The organism is Delftia tsuruhatensis NBRC 16741, from assembly GCF_001571325.1.
Classification (GTDB): Bacteria; Pseudomonadota; Gammaproteobacteria; order Burkholderiales; family Burkholderiaceae_C; genus Comamonas; species Comamonas tsuruhatensis.
This window is the reverse complement of sequence record NZ_BCTO01000044.1, coordinates 1-15479: the sequence shown is the minus strand read 5'-3', so window position 1 is coordinate 15479 and position 15479 is coordinate 1. Positions and strand designations below refer to the sequence as shown.

The window sequence follows — 15479 nt, the reverse complement described above, 5'->3', positions numbered from 1 at the left end:
CGCAATGCGCTCGGCAAGGCAGTGCCTCAGCCCATCCCTCGGACGATGTTCATGGCTTCGTCCACGCGCTCCACGGCATGCACGGTCAGGCCGGGGATAGCCTTCTTGGGCGCATTGGCCTTGGGCACCACGGCCATGGTGAAGCCGAGCTTGGCGGCTTCCTTCAGGCGCTCCTGGCCGCGCGGCGCGGGGCGCACTTCGCCGGCCAGGCCCACTTCGCCAAAGGCCAGGAATCCCTTGGGCAGGGCGCGGCCGCGCAGGCTGGAGGTGATGGACAGCATCACGGCCAGGTCGGCCGCAGGCTCGCTGATGCGCACGCCGCCCACGGCGTTGACGAAGACATCCTGGTCCGCGCAGGCCACGCCCGCATGGCGGCTGAGCACGGCCAGCAGCATGGCCAGCCGGTCCCGGTCCAGGCCCACGGACAGGCGCCGGGGCGCGGGGCCGCCCTGGTCGACCAGGGCCTGTATTTCCACCAGCATGGGCCGCGTGCCCTCCAGCGTGACCAGCACGCAGGAGCCCGGCACGGGCTCGCTGTGCTGGGACAGGAAGATGGCGCTGGGGTTGGTGACGCCCTTGAGGCCCTTCTCCGTCATGGCGAAGACGCCGATCTCGTTGACGGCGCCAAAGCGATTCTTGATGGCGCGCACCAGGCGGAAGTTGCTGTGCGTGTCGCCCTCGAAGTAGAGCACGGTGTCCACCATGTGCTCCAGCACGCGCGGGCCGGCCAGGGCGCCTTCCTTGGTCACATGGCCGACCAGGATCACGGTGATGCCCGTGGTCTTGGCCGCGCGCGTGAGGTGGGCCGCGCATTCGCGCACCTGGGCCACCGAGCCCGGCGCCGAGGACAGCTGGTCCGAGTACACGGTCTGAATGGAGTCGATGACGACCACGGCCGGCTGCGTGGCCTCCATGGTGGCGAGGATCTTCTCCAGCTGGATCTCGGCCAGCACATTGACCTGGCTGGCCTCCAGCCCCAGGCGGCGCGAGCGCAGCGCGACCTGGGCACCGCTTTCCTCGCCCGTGACATACAGCGTGGGCAAGCCCACGCGGTGCAGCGCATCCATGGCCTGCAGCAGCAGGGTGGACTTGCCGATGCCGGGGTCGCCACCAATCAGCACCACGCCGCCTTCGACAATGCCGCCACCCAGCACGCGGTCCAGCTCCTCGATGCCGCTGGGCGTGCGCGCCACGTCCTGGGCCTCGATGGCCGACAGCGGCATCACGGCCTGGGCATTGGCCAGGCCCGCATAGCCCTGCGGCTGGCTGAGCCGGTTCTTGCCCGCGCCCGCAGGCTCGGCAACGGCCTCGATCAGCGAATTCCAGGCCCCGCAGGCCGGGCACTTGCCCAGCCAGCGCGGGCTGGAGCCGCCGCAGGCATTGCAGATGAACGTGGTTTTGTCTTTGGCCATGGGTTGGGCACTATACCGAGCGGTGGCTGCCGCCCCGCCCGCCTGCCTGTTGTCTAACGCAGTTGCGTGACAAAGAGATATCGGTTATAGTTGCCTTCTTCGCTGCACAAAATGCGGCGAAACGAAATTACTGCGGAATTACCGCGCGATGGAGCAGTCTGGTAGCTCGTTGGGCTCATAACCCAAAGGTCGGAGGTTCAAATCCTTCTCGCGCAACCACCACGAAAAAAAGCCCACTTCGGTGGGCTTTTTTTCGTCTGTGCCTTTCTTGCTTTTCTCCACGCAGGTCAGCTGGGATCGTTTAGGTCTTCATGGTGGTCTGCCTGGCCCTGCTTCCAGTACGAGGCCACGCGCATGCGCTTGGGCGCGGCGCCCTTGGCCAGCAGCAGGCGCCGCAGCTCGGCCATGGCGCTGTGCTCGCCCGCCGCCCAGATATATCCGTCGTCGTCCTGGGGAAGCTCCAGCGCCTGCACGGCGTCGGCCAGCGATTCGACCCAGGCACAGTCCAGCTGGGCCGTGCTCTTCCACTGGCGGCGGTCGGCAGGGTTGCGCAGCTGCACGCGCACCACGGCGCGGCTGCCGGCGGGCAGCTCGGCCAGGCGCCGCTCGATGGCGGGCATGGCGGTCTCGTCGCCGAACAGCCAATGCCATGGCAGGTTGGCCGAGATCACCAGGCTGCCGCGCGGCCCGGCCAGGCCCACCCACTGGCCCAGGGGCGCGGTCAGCGCCCATTCGGTGGCGGGGCCGGCATCGTGCAGTGCGAAATCCATGATGAGGTTCTGGCGCGCAGCGTCGTAGCGCAGCGGCGTGTAGTCGCGCAAGGTGGGGCGCTCGTCCTCCACGAAGGTGGGGCGGCCATCGAGCAGCACGGGAAGCGCGGGCAGTTCGCGCCCGGCCTGCGGCAGGATGAGCTTGACGTGGTCGTCAAAGCCCGAGCTGACGAAGTCCTCCAGTTCGGGTCCGCCCAGGGTCAGGCGCACAAAGCCGGGGCTGGGCTGCTCGCGCGAGAGCAATTGCACATGGCGGGCGCGGAAGGGATGGCGGACACGGTGGACGACGGGGGCAGGCGCCACGGCAGAGTTGGCTGGATTGGGCAAGTTCATTGGCGAAACGGCCTGTGACGGCCTAGAATGTTGATTTAGTCCACCAATTCTCTGTCATCCGTTGACTTTGTCAACATATTTCCACAAGACCCTGCCATGAATGCCTCCCTGCCCGCCGATATCTTCGAGGCCATGCACGAGCTGCTGCACCTGTTCCGCTCGCGCATGCGCGAGGACATGGAGTCCATGGAGCCCGGGCTGACGCCCAACGAGGTGCGCGTTCTGATGTACGTGGGCCGGCACCCGGGCCGCACGCAAAGGGATCTGGTCGACCACAGCCACATGGACAAGGCCCAGCTCGCGCGCATGCTGGCGCAGCTGCAGGAGCAGGGATGGCTGGACCGCGAACCGGACGCCCGCGACCGCCGCGTGCGCTGCCTGAGCCTCAGCCCCCAGGGCCAGGCCCTGTTCGACCGGCTGCGCCAGTCGCGCCAGGCGCTGGCGGCGCGGCTGCTCAAGGATTGGGAGCCTGCCGCGCAACAGCAGATGATGGCGCTGCTGGAGCGGGCCAGGGACAGCGTCCAGGCCGCGCCCTGATCAATCGACGGTCTTATTCACGCGCGGCGCGACGGCGCACATGAGTTCATAGCCCAGCGTGCCGGCCGCCTCGGCCACCTCGTCGATGGGCAGCACGGCGCCGTTGCCGGCGCGGCCCCACAGCGTGACTTCGCTGCCCATGCCGGCATCGGGCACGGGCGTCAGGTCCACGGCCAGCATGTCCATGCTCACGCGGCCCAGGGTGCGGGTGCGCACGCCGTCGACCAGCACGGGCGTGCCGGTGCCGCAGTGGCGCGGATAGCCGTCGGCATAGCCGCAGGCCACGGTGCCCAGGCGCACGGGAGCTTCGGCCGTGAAGCGCGATCCATAGCCCACGCTCTGCCCCGCAGCCAGCTGCTGCACGCCGATGATGCGCGAGCTCAGGGTCTGCGTGGGCTGCAGGCCCCAATGGGCCGCCGTGTGCTGCGGATAGTCGGGCGAGCTGCCGTACAGCACGATGCCGGGCCGCACCCAGTCGCAGCGCACCTGGGCATCGTCGCCATGGCGCAGCGTGGCGGCACTGTTGCCCACGCTGCGCTCGCCGGGCAGGTCGCACGTGGCGTCGTGAAAGCGCTGCAACTGCGCGGAGATGCCCGACTGGCCAGCGCCTGCGTCGGCATCGCTGAAGTGGGTCATGAACGAGATTTCCTCCACCTGGGGCAAGGCATTGAGCCGGGCCCAGGCCGCGCGAAAGCGCTCGGGCGTGAAGCCAAGGCGGTTCATGCCGGAGTTCATCTTGAGGAAGACGCGGTGGCCGTTCTGCGTCTTGTGCGCGGCCAGCCAGTCGATCTGGGCGTCGCAATGCACGGCATGCCAGATGGACAGGCGCGAGCAAAGCTCCAGGTCGCGCGGCTCGAACACGCCCTCCAGCAGCAGGATGGGGCCGCGCCAGCCCAGCTGGCGCACGCGCTCGGCCTCGGCCAGGTCCAGCATGGCGAAGCCGTCGGCGCCGCGCAGGGCCTCGAACACGTTTTCGATACCGTGGCCATAGGCGTTGGCTTTGACCACGGCCCACAATTTGGCATCGGGGACCGCTTGCCGCACCCGCTCCAGATTGTGGCGAAGCGCGGCGGAATGGATGGTGGCAAGAATGGGACGCGGCATGGTTTTCACTCAGTCAGAAGCTTGGGATTCTGGCACTGCCGGCCAAAGGCCGCGTGATATAACCGCCAGTCACTTGCCACGGGGCCCTTATTTAACCGGTCAGCAGCCCTGCGGCTGACCCCATCTGCCTATCCATGAAGCGCGGTTTCTACACCATCATGTCAGCGCAGTTCTTCAGCTCGCTGGCAGACAACGCCCTGTTCGTGACCGCCGTGGAACTGCTGCGCACCAATGGCGCCCCCGAGTGGCAGCGCGCCGCCCTGGTGCCCATGTTCGCGCTGTTCTACGTGATCCTGGCCCCCTTCGTCGGCGCCTTTGCCGACGCCCTGCCCAAGGGGCGGGTGATGTTCATCAGCAATGCGATCAAGATCGTGGGCTGCCTGATGATGCTGTTCGGCAACCATCCGCTGATCGCCTACGCTGTGGTCGGCCTGGGCGCAGCGGCCTACTCGCCCGCCAAGTACGGCATCCTCACCGAGCTGCTGCCCGCCTCCCAGCTGGTCAAGGCCAATGGCTGGATCGAGGGGCTGACCATCACCTCCATCATCCTGGGCGTGCTCGTGGGCGGGCAGTTGCTGAGCCCGGGCATCTCGACCCATCTGCTGGACTTCGACCTGCCGCTGCTGGACACGGGCGTGGACACTGCGGCCGAGGCGGCGATTGCCGTGCTGGTCGGCGTCTATGCGCTGGCCGCCTGGTTCAACCTGCGCATTCCGCTGACCGACACCATCCTGCGCCCGCTGCGCCAGGACCCCAGCAAGAGCCTGCTGGCCAACACCCTGGCCCTGCTGCCCGACTTCTGGACCTGCAGCCAGCGGCTGTGGGGGGACAAGCTGGGCCAGATCTCGCTGTCCACGACCACGCTGTTCTGGGGCGTGTCGGGCAATCTGCGCTACATCGTGCTGGCCTGGGGCGCGGCGGCCCTGGGCTACGGCACCTCCCAGGCATCGGCCCTGGTGGGCGTGGTGGCCATCGGCACGGCGGCAGGCGCCATCCTCGCATCCATGCGCATGCGGCTGGACAACGCCACGCGCGTCATTCCGCTGGGCATCACCATGGGCCTGCTGGTGATCGCCATGATCTTCATCCACAGCGTGTGGGTGGCCATTCCCTTCCTGATCCTGCTGGGCGGCCTGGGCGGCTTCCTGGTCGTGCCCATGAATGCGCTGCTGCAGCACCGCGGCCACAACCTCATGGGCGCGGGCCGCTCGATTGCCGTGCAGAACTTCAACGAGCAGGCCTGCATCCTGGCGCTGGGCGCCTTCTATGCGCTGTCCACCAAGTTCGGGCTGTCGGCCTTTGGTGCCATCACGGTGTTCGGCCTGGTGGTGGCCGGCATCATGTGGCTGATCGGACGCTGGCACAGGAACAACCTGCGCCAGCATCCCGAGGAAGTCGAGCGCCTGCTGGCGATTGCCCGCAAGGATTGCCACTAGCCTGCCCTTGTCCCCACGGCGTCCGGAGCAGGCCTTGCCTGCCCGGGCGTTTTTCATTGCCCCATGCATAGCCCGCTGCCCGTTCTCGCCCTGCTGTTCAACACCCTGGTCTGGGGCCTGGCCTGGTGGCCGTTCCGCGCCATGCACGAGGCCGGCCTGCATCCGCTGTGGGCCACGGCGCTGATGTATGCCCTGGTGCTGGCGGGGCTGGTGGCGCTGCGCCCGGCCAGCCTGCGCCAGGCGCTGCAGTACCCGGCCCTGATCCTGCTGGGCGCCTGCGCGGGCAGCAACAACATCGCCTTCAACTGGGCCGTGACCATTGGCGACGTGGTGCGCGTGGTGCTGCTGTTCTATCTGATGCCCGCATGGTCGGTGCTGCTGGCCTGGAGGCTCCTGGGCGAGCGGCCCACGCCCGCTGCGCTGACGCGGCTGCTGCTGGCCTTCGGCGGGGTGGCGCTGGTGCTGGTGCCCGAGGGCACATTCAGCGGCGGCTCGCCCGGGCTGCTGCGCGGCCTGTCGCTGGCCGACGGCCTGGCACTGTTCGGTGGCTTCACCTTCGCGCTGACCAACGTGCTGCTGCGCCGCCTGCAGGCCGTGCCGGCGCAGGCGCGCATGCTGGCCATGTTCAGCGGCTGCATGGCGATGGGCCTGTTCAGCGCCTTTGCAGGCAGCAGCGTGGGCCTGGTGCCGCCGCTGCCGGCTCCGCAGGCCGGCTGGATGCTGATCGCCGCCGGCCTGGCCGTGCTGCTGATGCTGGGCAACTGGGCGCTGCAGTTCGGCGCCGCGCGCCTGCCGGCCGGCGTGACGGCCGTGGTCATGCTGGCCGAAGTGGTGTTCGCCAGCGTCTCCTCGGTGCTGATTGCAGGCGAGGTGCTGACGCCGCGCACGCTGCTCGGCGGCGCCTGCATCATCGCGGCCGCGCTGCTGTCTGCGCTGGCGCATGCACGACAGCGTGGGGCTTGACGCCCTGCCCGCACCAACGCTGCGCAATCAGCCCGTGAGCTGCCCGGCCAGCAGCAGGTAGCCCGGCAGCCAGCCCGTGAGCACGCCCTGCGCAATGCACAGCGTGCCCGTCATGCGGCCGATGTTGCGGCCCAGGGCCAGCAGCATGAAGAACATGGCCCACAGCACGGCCCAGGCCGCCCAGTTGGCGGCCATCCACCAGTCGATGGCAGTGCGGGCGCCGATCAGCGAATCGATGGCCACCGGCACGGCCGTGATCGCCACGAAGAGGCTGAACCAGCCCAGGCCCCGGCCATCGGCCCCCGTGAAGCGGTTGATGGCCACCCACAGGTAGGTGAAGGCGAACAGCAGGGTGAGCGCGCCGGTCTTGACAGAGGCCGCATCAGGCTCGGGCCCGAAGGCCGAGGCCAGGCCGATGATCAGCGAGACCAGGCCCGCGAACACGTTGATGACCCAGATCTCCCGGTCGGCAATGCGCCCCAGCATCCACAGGCCATTCAGGCACAGCACGGCGCCCACGTAGAACAACGACAAACCCAGCCACATCGCAAGTCTCCTTTTGCTTTTTTGCTTTGAAGTGCCTTGCGCGCCCTTGCCAGACCACGGGAACGAGCGCGCACGGCAAGGCGCCGCCGCCCCGTGGCCGGGTGCAGCGGCGTCCGTGAAACAGTTCATCCCCGGGCCCGCCCCTGGTGGGCATCTGCGTGCTGGCGGAAGGGTCCGCTGCAGAGATGCCGCCTGTGATCCAGGGCAGGTGCACCGGCGCGGCCCTTGCCGGGCACGCGGCGGTGGAGTGTGCCGGCAGGCGGTGCTGCCGGTCTTTGGCGCCGGTCCTTGGCTCCGGTCCTTGGTACCTCAGGCCGCCTGCGTCTGCAGGCGACGGCGGGCGCGTTCCAGCTGCTGCGCCACCTGGCGCGGGTTCATGCCGTACATGTCGGCAAAGCCGGCTTCGGAGGTCTGGCCGCTGGCCTCGAAGGCGCGCAGCAGAGCTTCGTCTCGTGCAGAACGCGCATCGGCTTCGGCCAGGGCCTCGGCCACCAGGGCGTTGGTGGCCTCGTCACGGCCCTGCACGCGCGCCGCATAGTCGTCGCGGGACAGGCCCGAGGCCTCGTAGGCGGCGATGATGCGGTTGCGCAGCTTGGGCGCCAGGTCCTCGGGCGAGCGGTGCTGGCGGCGGCGAAAGACCTCGATCAGCGCATGGTGCACATGCTCGGGCGCCATGGGCTCGACCGATTGGCCCTGCAGGTCATGGCGCGCCTGGCCGCTGGCCACCACGGTGAGGTAGCGGCTGGAACGTGTGTGCTGGGACAGGGCCAGCTTGAGCTGGTCGCGGTCGATGGCTTCGGGATGGGCGGCCAGCAGGTCCTCGAAGATGCCGCGCTTGAGCGGCAGGGGCTGCTCGCCGAACAGGTTCGGATGCCATTGGGCCAGTTGCGCCAGCAGCGGGTGCTGGGTGCGCACAGGCCTGGATGCGGGAGCCTCGGCACTGCCGGCCGCGTCGGTTGTGGCGTCGGCGGCGGGCTCGGAGGCCTTGCCCTTGTTGCGGCCACGTCCGCCGCGGCGCGAGCGCTTGCGGCCCTGGCCATCGGCGCTGGCGGCAGCCTGCGGCACGGTGCCGGCAGCGGCGTCCGCCGGCAGCGCGGCGTTCTGTTCTTGCGGTTCAGACACGGATTCAGTCATGGCGGAGCACATGGGCTTGGAGAAAACGAAACCCCGCATCATGCCAGCATTGCAAAGGCTTGCGCGGGCATAGTCCCCACGGCGTCGCGCATGCGGCACAGATGCGCGGGTGTTGCCCGGGTGGCATCAGGCCGGCAGGGCCTCGTCCAGCACCTCGATCCAGTGGCGCACCGGCACGTCCGTTCCGTTTTGCAGGTGGACGATGCAGCCCATGTTGGCCGAGAGGATGGCTGCAGGCCGCCGGGTATCGAAGCCTTCGGTCAGTGCGCCGATCTTGCGGTCGCGCAGCTGGTGCGAGAGTTCGGGCTGCAGCACCGAGTAGGTTCCCGCCGAGCCGCAGCACAGGTGCGACTCGGTGCGCGCCACGCGCAGCTCGAAGCCCAGCCTGGCCAGATGGGTTTCCACGCCGCCGCGCAGCTTTTGCCCGTGCTGCAGCGTGCAGGGCGGGTGGTAGGCCATGGGCGCGGCCGGCGCGCGCACCCTGCCGTGCAGGCGCTCGGCCAGCTCGGGCAGGAGCTCAGGCAGCAGCTCGCTCAGGTCGCGCGTGAGGGCGCTGATGCGCGCGGCCTTGTCCGCGTACTGCGCATCGTCCTTGAGCAGGTGGCCGTATTCCTTGACGGTGACGCCGCAGCCCGAGGCATTCATGACAATGGCCTCCACCGCGCCGCTGTCCACCTGGGGCCACCAGGCGTCGATGTTGGCGCGCATTTGCGCCTTGCCGCCTTCCTGGTCGTTGAGGTGGAATTTCACGGCACCGCAGCAGCCGGCGTTGGGAGCGATCACGGTCTGTATGCCGGCCGCATCCAGCACGCGCGCCGTGGCGTAGTTGATGCGCGGCATCATCGCGGGCTGCACGCAGCCGGCCAGCAGCAGCACCTTGCGCGCATGCTCGCGCACGGGCCAGGCGCCGGCATCCTGCGGCTGGGGCACTTTCTCGGCCAGGACTTCGGGCAGCAGGCCGCGCACGGCCTGTCCCAGCTTCAGGGCCGGGGCGAACAGCGGCGAGTTCAGCCCCTCCTTGAGCGCCCAGCGCCTGGCGCGCTCGCCGAAGGGGCGCGGCACCTGTTCCTCGACGATCTTGCGGCCTATGTCCACCAGGTGGCCGTACTGCACGCCACTGGGGCAGGTGCTTTCGCAGTTGCGGCAGGTCAGGCAGCGGTCCAGATGCTGCTGGGTGGCGCGCGTGGGGGTCTCGCCCTCCAGCACCTGCTTGATCAGGTAGATGCGGCCACGCGGCCCGTCCAGCTCGTCGCCCAGCAATTGGTAGGTCGGGCAGGTGGCCGTGCAAAAGCCGCAGTGCACGCACTTGCGCAAAATGGCTTCGGCCTCCTGGCCCTCGGGCGTGGCGCGGTACTGGGGTGCGAGTTGGGTCTGCATGGTGGGGCTCTTGTTGTATGGGTATCGGGGAACGGTCAGGCACGGCAGCCGGACACGGCGGTCATGCGCGAGGCGCGGCTCGCCGGCCCAGCAGCAGGGGCAACCGCGCACGGTCGGCCCACAGCGGCGGCAGGGACAGCAGGCACAGCACCACGGCCAGCGGCACGACGAAGACGAAGCCCAGGTGCCTGAAACCCAGCGCGCCCGCAATGCCGCCCAGCAGGAACATGGACAGCAGCCCTGCGAACAGCCGCAGCCGCACATGGTTGGCGTGGACCCGGTGCTCGGGCGGGCTGCCATGGCGGTTCCAGTAGAGGGCTCGACCCAGCTCCATGCCCAGGTCGGTGATCACGCCCGTCATGTGTGTGGTGCGGATCTGCGAGGACGACATCTTGGTCACCGTGGCGTTCTGCAATCCCATGATGAAGGACAGCAGCAGCACGGCCAGCGGCACGGCGAACGGCGTGGGCCAGGCCAGCATGGCCGCGCCCAGCAAGCCGAAGAGCAGCATCAGCGCGGCTTCCAGCAGCAGCGGCAGCGCATAGCTGCTGCGCAGCCGGTGGTGGCGCGCCCAGTTGACCAGCAGCGACGTCGCGGCCGCGCCGCACAGAAAGGCCAGCAGCGCGCCGCAGGCACTGAGCACCAGCGCCGTATTGCCCAGCACGAGGTTGTCGGCCAGCAGCGAGACAAAGCCCGTCATGTGCGAGGTATAGGAGTGCACCAGCAAAAAGCCGCCCGCATTCACCGCACCCGCGTTGAAGGCCAGCAGCAGGCCCAGCGTGCGGTTGCTGGCCACCGTGCGGTGCCGGTCCGTGAGCAGGTGCAGGTGGTGGCGCATGCGCATGGGCGGAGCCAGGCGTTGGCCCGGCCTACCAGGCGGCGGCCAGCCGGCCGCGGTTGAAGATGCCCGCAGGATCGAAGGCCTGCTTGAGCCGCGCATGCAGCGCGGCCGTGGCATCGGCCGCCTGGGCGTCGAAATCGGGCTCGGCGCCGGGCTGCCCCGTTGCCTCGGAGCGGAACAAGGTGGCCGATCCGCCCGCTGCTTTTGCCAGCGCGCGAAGCGCATGGCCCAGCGCACGCGGCGCCTGTACCCAGCGCAGTGCGCCGTGCCATTCGACCAGGGGCTCCGTGCAGCCGTCAGGCAGCGCCAGGGCCGGAGCCGTCTGCGGCACGGACAGGCGCCACAGCGCATGGCCCGGTGCGCGTGCGGTGAACCAGGGCAGCTGGTGCTCCCGGCAGGCCTGCCAGTCGGCCGCAGCGCTGTGCATGCGCTCGCCCCCCAGGCGCCCGCAGGCCGCCTGCACGGCGGCACGCGCACCGCGCAGGCGCAGGTACAGCACGCCCTGGGCCGCGCTGTCTTCCTGCAGCCAGCAACTGGCATTGAGCGGCAGCGGCTGTCCGCCCCAGGCATTGAGCCAGTCCAACGCCTGCTGCTGCGTGCATTCGAAGCGCAGCGTGGCCTCGGCCGGCGCCACGGGCAGCACCTTGAGGCTGACCTCGGTGATCAGGCCCAGCGCGCCCCAGGAGCCCGCCATCAGCCGCGAGACGTCGTAGCCCGCCACGTTCTTCATGACCTGGCCGCCATAGCGCAGCAGCTCGCCCTGGCCGTTGATCATCTCCAGCCCCAGCATGAAGTCGCGCACGGCGCCCACGCTGGCGCGCGAGGGGCCCGACAGGCCGGCGGCCACCATGCCGCCCACGGTGGCGCGGCCATCCGCACCCTCGAAATGCGGAGGCTCGAAGGCCAGGCACTGGCCCTGGGCGGCCAGCAGGGCCTCGACCTCGGCCAGCGGCGTGCCGGCGCGCACGGTCACGACCAGCTCGCTGGGCTCGTAGCTGACCACGCCGGCCAGCGTCCGCGTGTCCAGCAGTTCGCCCTGCAGGGCCAGTCCGTGGAAATCCTTGGTGCCGCCGCCGCGTATGCGCAGCGGCGTGGCGTCGGCCGCCGCGGCGCGCACGCGCTCGGCGATCTGGATGAGTTGGCTTTGGGCTGAATCCATGGCCTGCATGGTAGCGGCTGGGCCCTTTTGCGCCTCGGTGCGGACCCGTGAATTTTTTGAACGGCGCGCTTGAAGTTCTGCGGGCGGCGCAAAACAGCCGGGACGAAAAGGCAAAGGCGCAAGTCGAATCAGCCGCCTGCGGCCTTCATCGTGCCGGCTCGAAAGGATGGACCTGGATGTCGGCGTCGGGAAAGGAGGCCACCAGCTTCAGCTCGCCGCCCAGGGCCTTGACGTACTCGCGCAGCGTGCTCACGTACATGTCCTCGCGGCGCTCCAGCTTGGAGACGGCAGCCTGCTCCACGCTCATGGCCCTGGCCACTTCGACCTGGGTCACGTTGCGGGCCTTGCGCAGCTCCTGCAACTGCATTTCCACAAGCATGGCCTCGGCCCGTGCCGCAGCACGGGACTGTGCCTCGGGCGACATGCCGGCGCGCAGTTCGTTGAATTTCCTAGCCATGGATCCGTCCTTCTCTTTTCAGGGTCTCGATGTGCGTGTCGTACAAGCGGTCGGCGATGGGTACATGCACCTCATACCAGCGGCCATCGCCCGTCTTGTCGCCGCCGATCAGCAAGATGGCACAGCGGCGCGGATCAAATGCGTACAGCAGCCGATAGGGCCGGCCTTCGTGCTGCACGCGAAGCTCGCGCATGTGCGGGTGCCTTGAACGCTCGATGCCGGACGTATGGGGATATCCGAGATTCGGCCCTCTTGCCTCCAGCAATCGAACCGATGCATCGATGGACTCCTGCTCGGCCTGCGTCAGATCGGCCCACCAGTCGCCAAGCTCGTCGGTTTACTCCACCTCCCAGGGCTGGGTCATTATTCCCTCCAGAATATATTCCGTCAATGGCATATAGGCCAAAGATCCGTCTTATAACGGAACTCACCATAAGGCGGTTGGCGTGCAGCAGGCCTCCTGATTTCCTCAGCCGCTGAAGGGCGTTTGCGGCGCGGCAATGAAAAAAGGCCCCGGTGCAAGCACCGAGGCCAATCCGCAATGAACTCCCTGTAAACCGATCAGCGGTAGTACGCCACCTCGCCGTGCGTGGTGATGTCCAGGCCCTGGCGCTCGGACTCTTCGCTGACGCGCAGGCCGACGACCAAGTCGCAGATCTTGTAGGAGATGCCAGCCACCACACCGGACCAGACGATGGTCAGCAGCACGCTCTTGACCTGCACCCACACTTGATGGCCCATGTTGAAGTTTGCCGGCTCGATGCCGCCCAGGCTGGAGGCGCAGAACACGCCGGTCAGGATGGCACCCAGGATGCCGCCCACGCCGTGCACGCCGAACACGTCGCAGACGTCATCGACCTTGAGCAGCTTCTTGAGGCCGGACACACCCCACAGGCAGACGGGACCGGCGATCAGGCCCATGACGATGGCGCCCATGGGGCCCACGAGGCCGGCCGCCGGGGTGATGACCACCAGGCCGCCCACGGCGCCCGAGGCAGCACCCAGCATCGAGGCCTTGCCCTTGTGCAGGGCTTCAGCGGCCAGCCAGGAGATGGTGGCGGCGCCCGTGGCGACGATGGTGTTGATGAAGGCCAGGCCGGCGATGCCGTTGGCAGCACCTGCCGAGCCGGCGTTGAAGCCGAACCAGCCCACCCACAGCAGCGAGGCACCGACCATGGTCAGCGTCAGGCTGTGCGGAGGCAGGGCCTCACGGCCGAAGCCAATGCGCTTGCCCAGCATGTAGGAACCCACCAGTCCGGCGATACCGGCGTTGATGTGCACCACGGTGCCGCCTGCGAAGTCCAGCGCGCCGTCCTTGCCCAGCAGGCCGCCGCCCCAGACCATGTGGGCCATGGGGATGTAGCTGAAGGTGAACCACAGCACCGAGAACAGGATCACGGCAGAGAACTTGATGCGCTCGGCGAAGGCGCCGACGATCAGGGCCACGGTGATGGCGGCGAACGTGGACTGGAAGGCCACGAACACGTACTCGGGAATGGTCGGCAGTGCACCGGCCAGCGTGTCGGGCGCAATGCCCTTGAGGAAGATCTTGCCGAAGCCGCCGAAGAAGTTGCCTTCGCCCGCAAAGGTCAGCGAGTAGCCGTAGACGGCCCACAGCAGCGTGATCAGCGAGAAGATCACGAACACCTGGCACAGCACGGACAGCATGTTCTTGGTGCGCACCAGGCCGCCGTAGAACAGTGCCAGGCCCGGGATCACCATCAGGATCACCAGCATGGTCGAGGTCAGCATCCAGGCCGTGTCACCGGCGCTGAGCGCGGGGGCCGGCGCCTCGGCTGCGGCCGCGGCGGCGGGGGCTGCTGCAGCGGCCGCATCGGCAACGGCTGCAGCGGCGGCGGGCTCCTGTGCCAGGGCAGCGGCGCCTGCGGCCAGCAGGCCCAGCCCCAGGCCCATGGAAAGAAGTCGTTTGGTCATGGCAGTCTTTCGGGAAACGTGGGGTTGAAACTCACAGTGCGCTGTCGCCGGTCTCGCCGGTACGGATGCGGACGGCCTGCTCGATGGGCAGCACGAAGATCTTGCCGTCACCGATCTTGCCGGTGCGCGCAGCGGCCTCGATGGCATCGATCACCTGGTCCACCAGCGCGTCGGGCACGGCGGCCTCCAGGCGCAGCTTGGGCAGGAAATCGACCACGTATTCCGCGCCGCGGTACAGCTCGGTATGGCCCTTTTGGCGGCCGAAGCCCTTGACTTCGGTCACGGTGATGCCCTGCACGCCGATGTCGGAGAGCGCCTCGCGCACCTCGTCCAGCTTGAAGGGCTTGATGATGGCGGTCACCAGTTTCATGATGCTTAGCTCCTCAGGTCCGGTTACAGGGTCTTGGTCAGCGTCACGATCAGGCGGGCCTTGTTGACGTCACCAAAGTAAGACTTCTTGTTCGCACCCGTGACGGCCGCGCCCAGCGACACGCCGTCGCCGAAATCGTAGGCACCGCCCACGCTGTAGTCCATATAGTTGGGCACGCCCAGGCCCTTGATGTCGCTGGCAAAGCGCGTGAAGCCCAGCGAGGCCTTCACGGTCACCTTGGGCATGACTTCCTTGCTGAAGCCCAGCCACAGGTAGCCGGTATTGCGGCCCGACAGGCCCGAGCCGGCTTTCTCGCCCGCCCAGCCGAAGTAGTCCTTGGATACGGTGTGCGAATACTTGGCCGTGAACGGGCCGTACGTGGCCGCGCCATACAGCTCGGTGGTGTTGCCACTGGAGTTGCCCGAGTACAGGTATTGCAGGGCCCCGAAGTCCAGGTCCACCTCGCCGGCCTTGAACTTGTAGCCACCGTAGAAGTCGGTTTCCAGGGAGTTGCCCGGCAGCCAGTCCACGCTGGAGTTCCAGTTGCCGATGTACCAGCCGCTGTCGCCGAAGGTGTAGTCGAAGCCGCCTTGCAGGGCAGGCTTGACGGCCTTGTTGCGTCCCGTGTCCTGGTCCTGTCCGCGGAACTTGTAGTTCGTCGTCAGGGACACATTGGCCGTGAGCTGGGCGTGGGCCCAGAGCGGAGCGATGGCGACACAGGCGATGGCGAGCGACTTGAGGCTGGCACGGGACATGGGATCCTCCGGTTTGAAAAATTTCGTGACAACCGGGTTAAGCACGGACCGTGCCAGTCTTTTCTGCTGGGTGGGGCGCCTTCCGACCTACCAATGCAGCACCGCAGCATCCTCCCATGCACCGGCTTTGTGCAGAAGTTCTGCACCGTTACGGTGATAGCGGTCGCTCACATGGTATCTCACCAAAAATGCACCAAAAAAGTGCAAATGCTTTCATGCCCAGTACAGCGCATTCCCAGGTCGCCTGCCACAGCACATGATCAGCCAAGTCTGGATTGCCTGATTCTGGAACATGCCTGATTGGATAGCCTGCCATTCAAATACATGCCTGTATCCAAGATGGGAAATTG

15 protein-coding genes, 1 tRNA gene and 1 pseudogene are annotated in these 15479 nt (G+C 67.9%); 4 read left to right on the top strand and 13 right to left on the bottom strand.

Going from position 1 to position 15479, the window contains the following annotated elements:
* Positions 1–26 precede the first annotated feature (26 nt).
* Positions 27–1412: a DNA repair protein RadA gene (gene radA, locus DTS01S_RS20745; protein ID WP_016448587.1), complete on the bottom strand. Its 1386-nt coding sequence runs from the start codon at positions 1410–1412 to the stop codon at positions 27–29.
* Positions 1413–1554: 142 nt separating this feature from the next.
* Between radA and DTS01S_RS20740 the strand changes: the two genes are divergently transcribed.
* Positions 1555–1631 (top strand) — tRNA-Met (locus tag DTS01S_RS20740).
* Positions 1632–1699: 68 nt separating this feature from the next.
* Here DTS01S_RS20740 and DTS01S_RS20735 read toward each other — a convergent pair.
* On the bottom strand, positions 1700–2515 hold the full coding sequence (locus DTS01S_RS20735) for a siderophore-interacting protein (protein ID WP_016448588.1): 816 nt from the start codon (positions 2513–2515) through the stop codon (positions 1700–1702).
* A gap of 96 nt (positions 2516–2611) precedes the next feature.
* Between DTS01S_RS20735 and DTS01S_RS20730 the strand changes: the two genes are divergently transcribed.
* Positions 2612–3052: a MarR family winged helix-turn-helix transcriptional regulator gene (locus tag DTS01S_RS20730; RefSeq protein ID WP_016448589.1), complete on the top strand. Its 441-nt coding sequence runs from the start codon at positions 2612–2614 to the stop codon at positions 3050–3052.
* Here the strand turns inward: DTS01S_RS20730 and alr are convergent, their stop codons facing one another.
* Complete coding sequence (gene alr, locus DTS01S_RS20725; RefSeq protein ID WP_016448590.1) at positions 3053–4156, bottom strand: alanine racemase; 1104 nt, start codon at positions 4154–4156, stop codon at positions 3053–3055.
* 134 nt (positions 4157–4290) lie between these two features.
* On the opposite strand from alr, the gene lplT reads away from it, so the two are divergent.
* Together lplT and DTS01S_RS20715 are read left to right on the top strand one after the other, a co-directional pair.
* On the top strand, positions 4291–5592 hold the full coding sequence (lplT, locus tag DTS01S_RS20720; protein ID WP_016448591.1) for a lysophospholipid transporter LplT: 1302 nt from the start codon (positions 4291–4293) through the stop codon (positions 5590–5592).
* Positions 5593–5655: 63 nt separating this feature from the next.
* A complete protein-coding gene (locus tag DTS01S_RS20715) occupies positions 5656–6555 on the top strand; it encodes a DMT family transporter (RefSeq protein ID WP_061288637.1) in 900 nt (299 codons plus the stop codon).
* 27 nt (positions 6556–6582) lie between these two features.
* Here the strand turns inward: DTS01S_RS20715 and DTS01S_RS20710 are convergent, their stop codons facing one another.
* The 10 genes and pseudogenes from DTS01S_RS20710 to DTS01S_RS20665 form a co-directional block, all read right to left on the bottom strand.
* A complete protein-coding gene (locus DTS01S_RS20710) occupies positions 6583–7101 on the bottom strand; it encodes an AmiS/UreI family transporter (RefSeq protein WP_016448593.1) in 519 nt (172 codons plus the stop codon).
* A 309-nt stretch (positions 7102–7410) separates the two neighbouring features.
* Entirely contained in the window at positions 7411–8277 is an 867-nt protein-coding gene (locus DTS01S_RS20705) for a ProQ/FinO family protein (RefSeq protein WP_017407489.1), read from the bottom strand.
* An 84-nt stretch (positions 8278–8361) separates the two neighbouring features.
* A complete protein-coding gene (gene glcF / locus DTS01S_RS20700) occupies positions 8362–9612 on the bottom strand; it encodes a glycolate oxidase subunit GlcF (RefSeq protein ID WP_061288636.1) in 1251 nt (416 codons plus the stop codon).
* A gap of 61 nt (positions 9613–9673) precedes the next feature.
* Positions 9674–10456: a YoaK family protein gene (locus tag DTS01S_RS20695; protein ID WP_016448596.1), complete on the bottom strand. Its 783-nt coding sequence runs from the start codon at positions 10454–10456 to the stop codon at positions 9674–9676.
* Positions 10457–10481: 25 nt separating this feature from the next.
* The gene (glcE, locus tag DTS01S_RS20690; protein ID WP_061288634.1) at positions 10482–11621 is read right to left on the bottom strand and encodes a glycolate oxidase subunit GlcE; all 1140 of its coding nucleotides are present in this window, start codon (positions 11619–11621) and stop codon (positions 10482–10484) included.
* A gap of 136 nt (positions 11622–11757) precedes the next feature.
* Positions 11758–12069, bottom strand: a complete 312-nt coding sequence (locus tag DTS01S_RS20685) for a helix-turn-helix domain-containing protein (RefSeq protein ID WP_016448598.1) — start codon at positions 12067–12069, stop codon at positions 11758–11760.
* A pseudogene (locus DTS01S_RS20680) lies at positions 12062–12433 on the bottom strand (type II toxin-antitoxin system RelE/ParE family toxin). Before DTS01S_RS20680 ends, DTS01S_RS20685 begins: the two are co-directional and overlap by 8 nt.
* A gap of 197 nt (positions 12434–12630) precedes the next feature.
* A complete protein-coding gene (gene amt, locus DTS01S_RS20675; RefSeq protein WP_026062912.1) occupies positions 12631–14004 on the bottom strand; it encodes an ammonium transporter in 1374 nt (457 codons plus the stop codon).
* 31 nt (positions 14005–14035) lie between these two features.
* Positions 14036–14374, bottom strand: coding sequence for a P-II family nitrogen regulator (locus tag DTS01S_RS20670; protein ID WP_012202241.1), 339 nt, complete (start codon positions 14372–14374; stop codon positions 14036–14038).
* 23 nt (positions 14375–14397) lie between these two features.
* Positions 14398–15129 carry a TorF family putative porin gene (locus DTS01S_RS20665; protein WP_016448601.1) on the bottom strand — a complete coding sequence of 244 codons (732 nt, stop codon included), beginning with the start codon at positions 15127–15129 and terminating at the stop codon, positions 14398–14400.
* Between the last annotated feature and the right edge of the window lie 350 nt (positions 15130–15479).

Excerpts from the sequence above, each read along its gene's own strand:
- lplT (WP_016448591.1), top strand. The coding sequence starts at position 4,291 with ATGAAGCGCGGTTTCTACACCATCATGTCAGCGCAGTTCTTCAGCTCG.
- DTS01S_RS20735 (WP_016448588.1), bottom strand. The coding sequence starts at position 2,515 with ATGAACTTGCCCAATCCAGCCAACTCTGCCGTGGCGCCTGCCCCCGTC.
- DTS01S_RS20730 (WP_016448589.1), top strand. The coding sequence starts at position 2,612 with ATGAATGCCTCCCTGCCCGCCGATATCTTCGAGGCCATGCACGAGCTG.
- glcF (WP_061288636.1), bottom strand. The coding sequence starts at position 9,612 with ATGCAGACCCAACTCGCACCCCAGTACCGCGCCACGCCCGAGGGCCAG.
- DTS01S_RS20670 (WP_012202241.1), bottom strand. The coding sequence starts at position 14,374 with ATGAAACTGGTGACCGCCATCATCAAGCCCTTCAAGCTGGACGAGGTG.
- alr (WP_016448590.1), bottom strand. The coding sequence starts at position 4,156 with ATGCCGCGTCCCATTCTTGCCACCATCCATTCCGCCGCGCTTCGCCAC.
- DTS01S_RS20665 (WP_016448601.1), bottom strand. The coding sequence starts at position 15,129 with ATGTCCCGTGCCAGCCTCAAGTCGCTCGCCATCGCCTGTGTCGCCATC.
- DTS01S_RS20715 (WP_061288637.1), top strand. The coding sequence starts at position 5,656 with ATGCATAGCCCGCTGCCCGTTCTCGCCCTGCTGTTCAACACCCTGGTC.
- DTS01S_RS20710 (WP_016448593.1), bottom strand. The coding sequence starts at position 7,101 with ATGTGGCTGGGTTTGTCGTTGTTCTACGTGGGCGCCGTGCTGTGCCTG.
- glcE (WP_061288634.1), bottom strand. The coding sequence starts at position 11,621 with ATGCAGGCCATGGATTCAGCCCAAAGCCAACTCATCCAGATCGCCGAG.
- radA (WP_016448587.1), bottom strand. The coding sequence starts at position 1,412 with ATGGCCAAAGACAAAACCACGTTCATCTGCAATGCCTGCGGCGGCTCC.
- DTS01S_RS20705 (WP_017407489.1), bottom strand. The coding sequence starts at position 8,277 with ATGATGCGGGGTTTCGTTTTCTCCAAGCCCATGTGCTCCGCCATGACT.
- DTS01S_RS20695 (WP_016448596.1), bottom strand. The coding sequence starts at position 10,456 with ATGCGCATGCGCCACCACCTGCACCTGCTCACGGACCGGCACCGCACG.
- amt (WP_026062912.1), bottom strand. The coding sequence starts at position 14,004 with ATGACCAAACGACTTCTTTCCATGGGCCTGGGGCTGGGCCTGCTGGCC.
- DTS01S_RS20685 (WP_016448598.1), bottom strand. The coding sequence starts at position 12,069 with ATGGCTAGGAAATTCAACGAACTGCGCGCCGGCATGTCGCCCGAGGCA.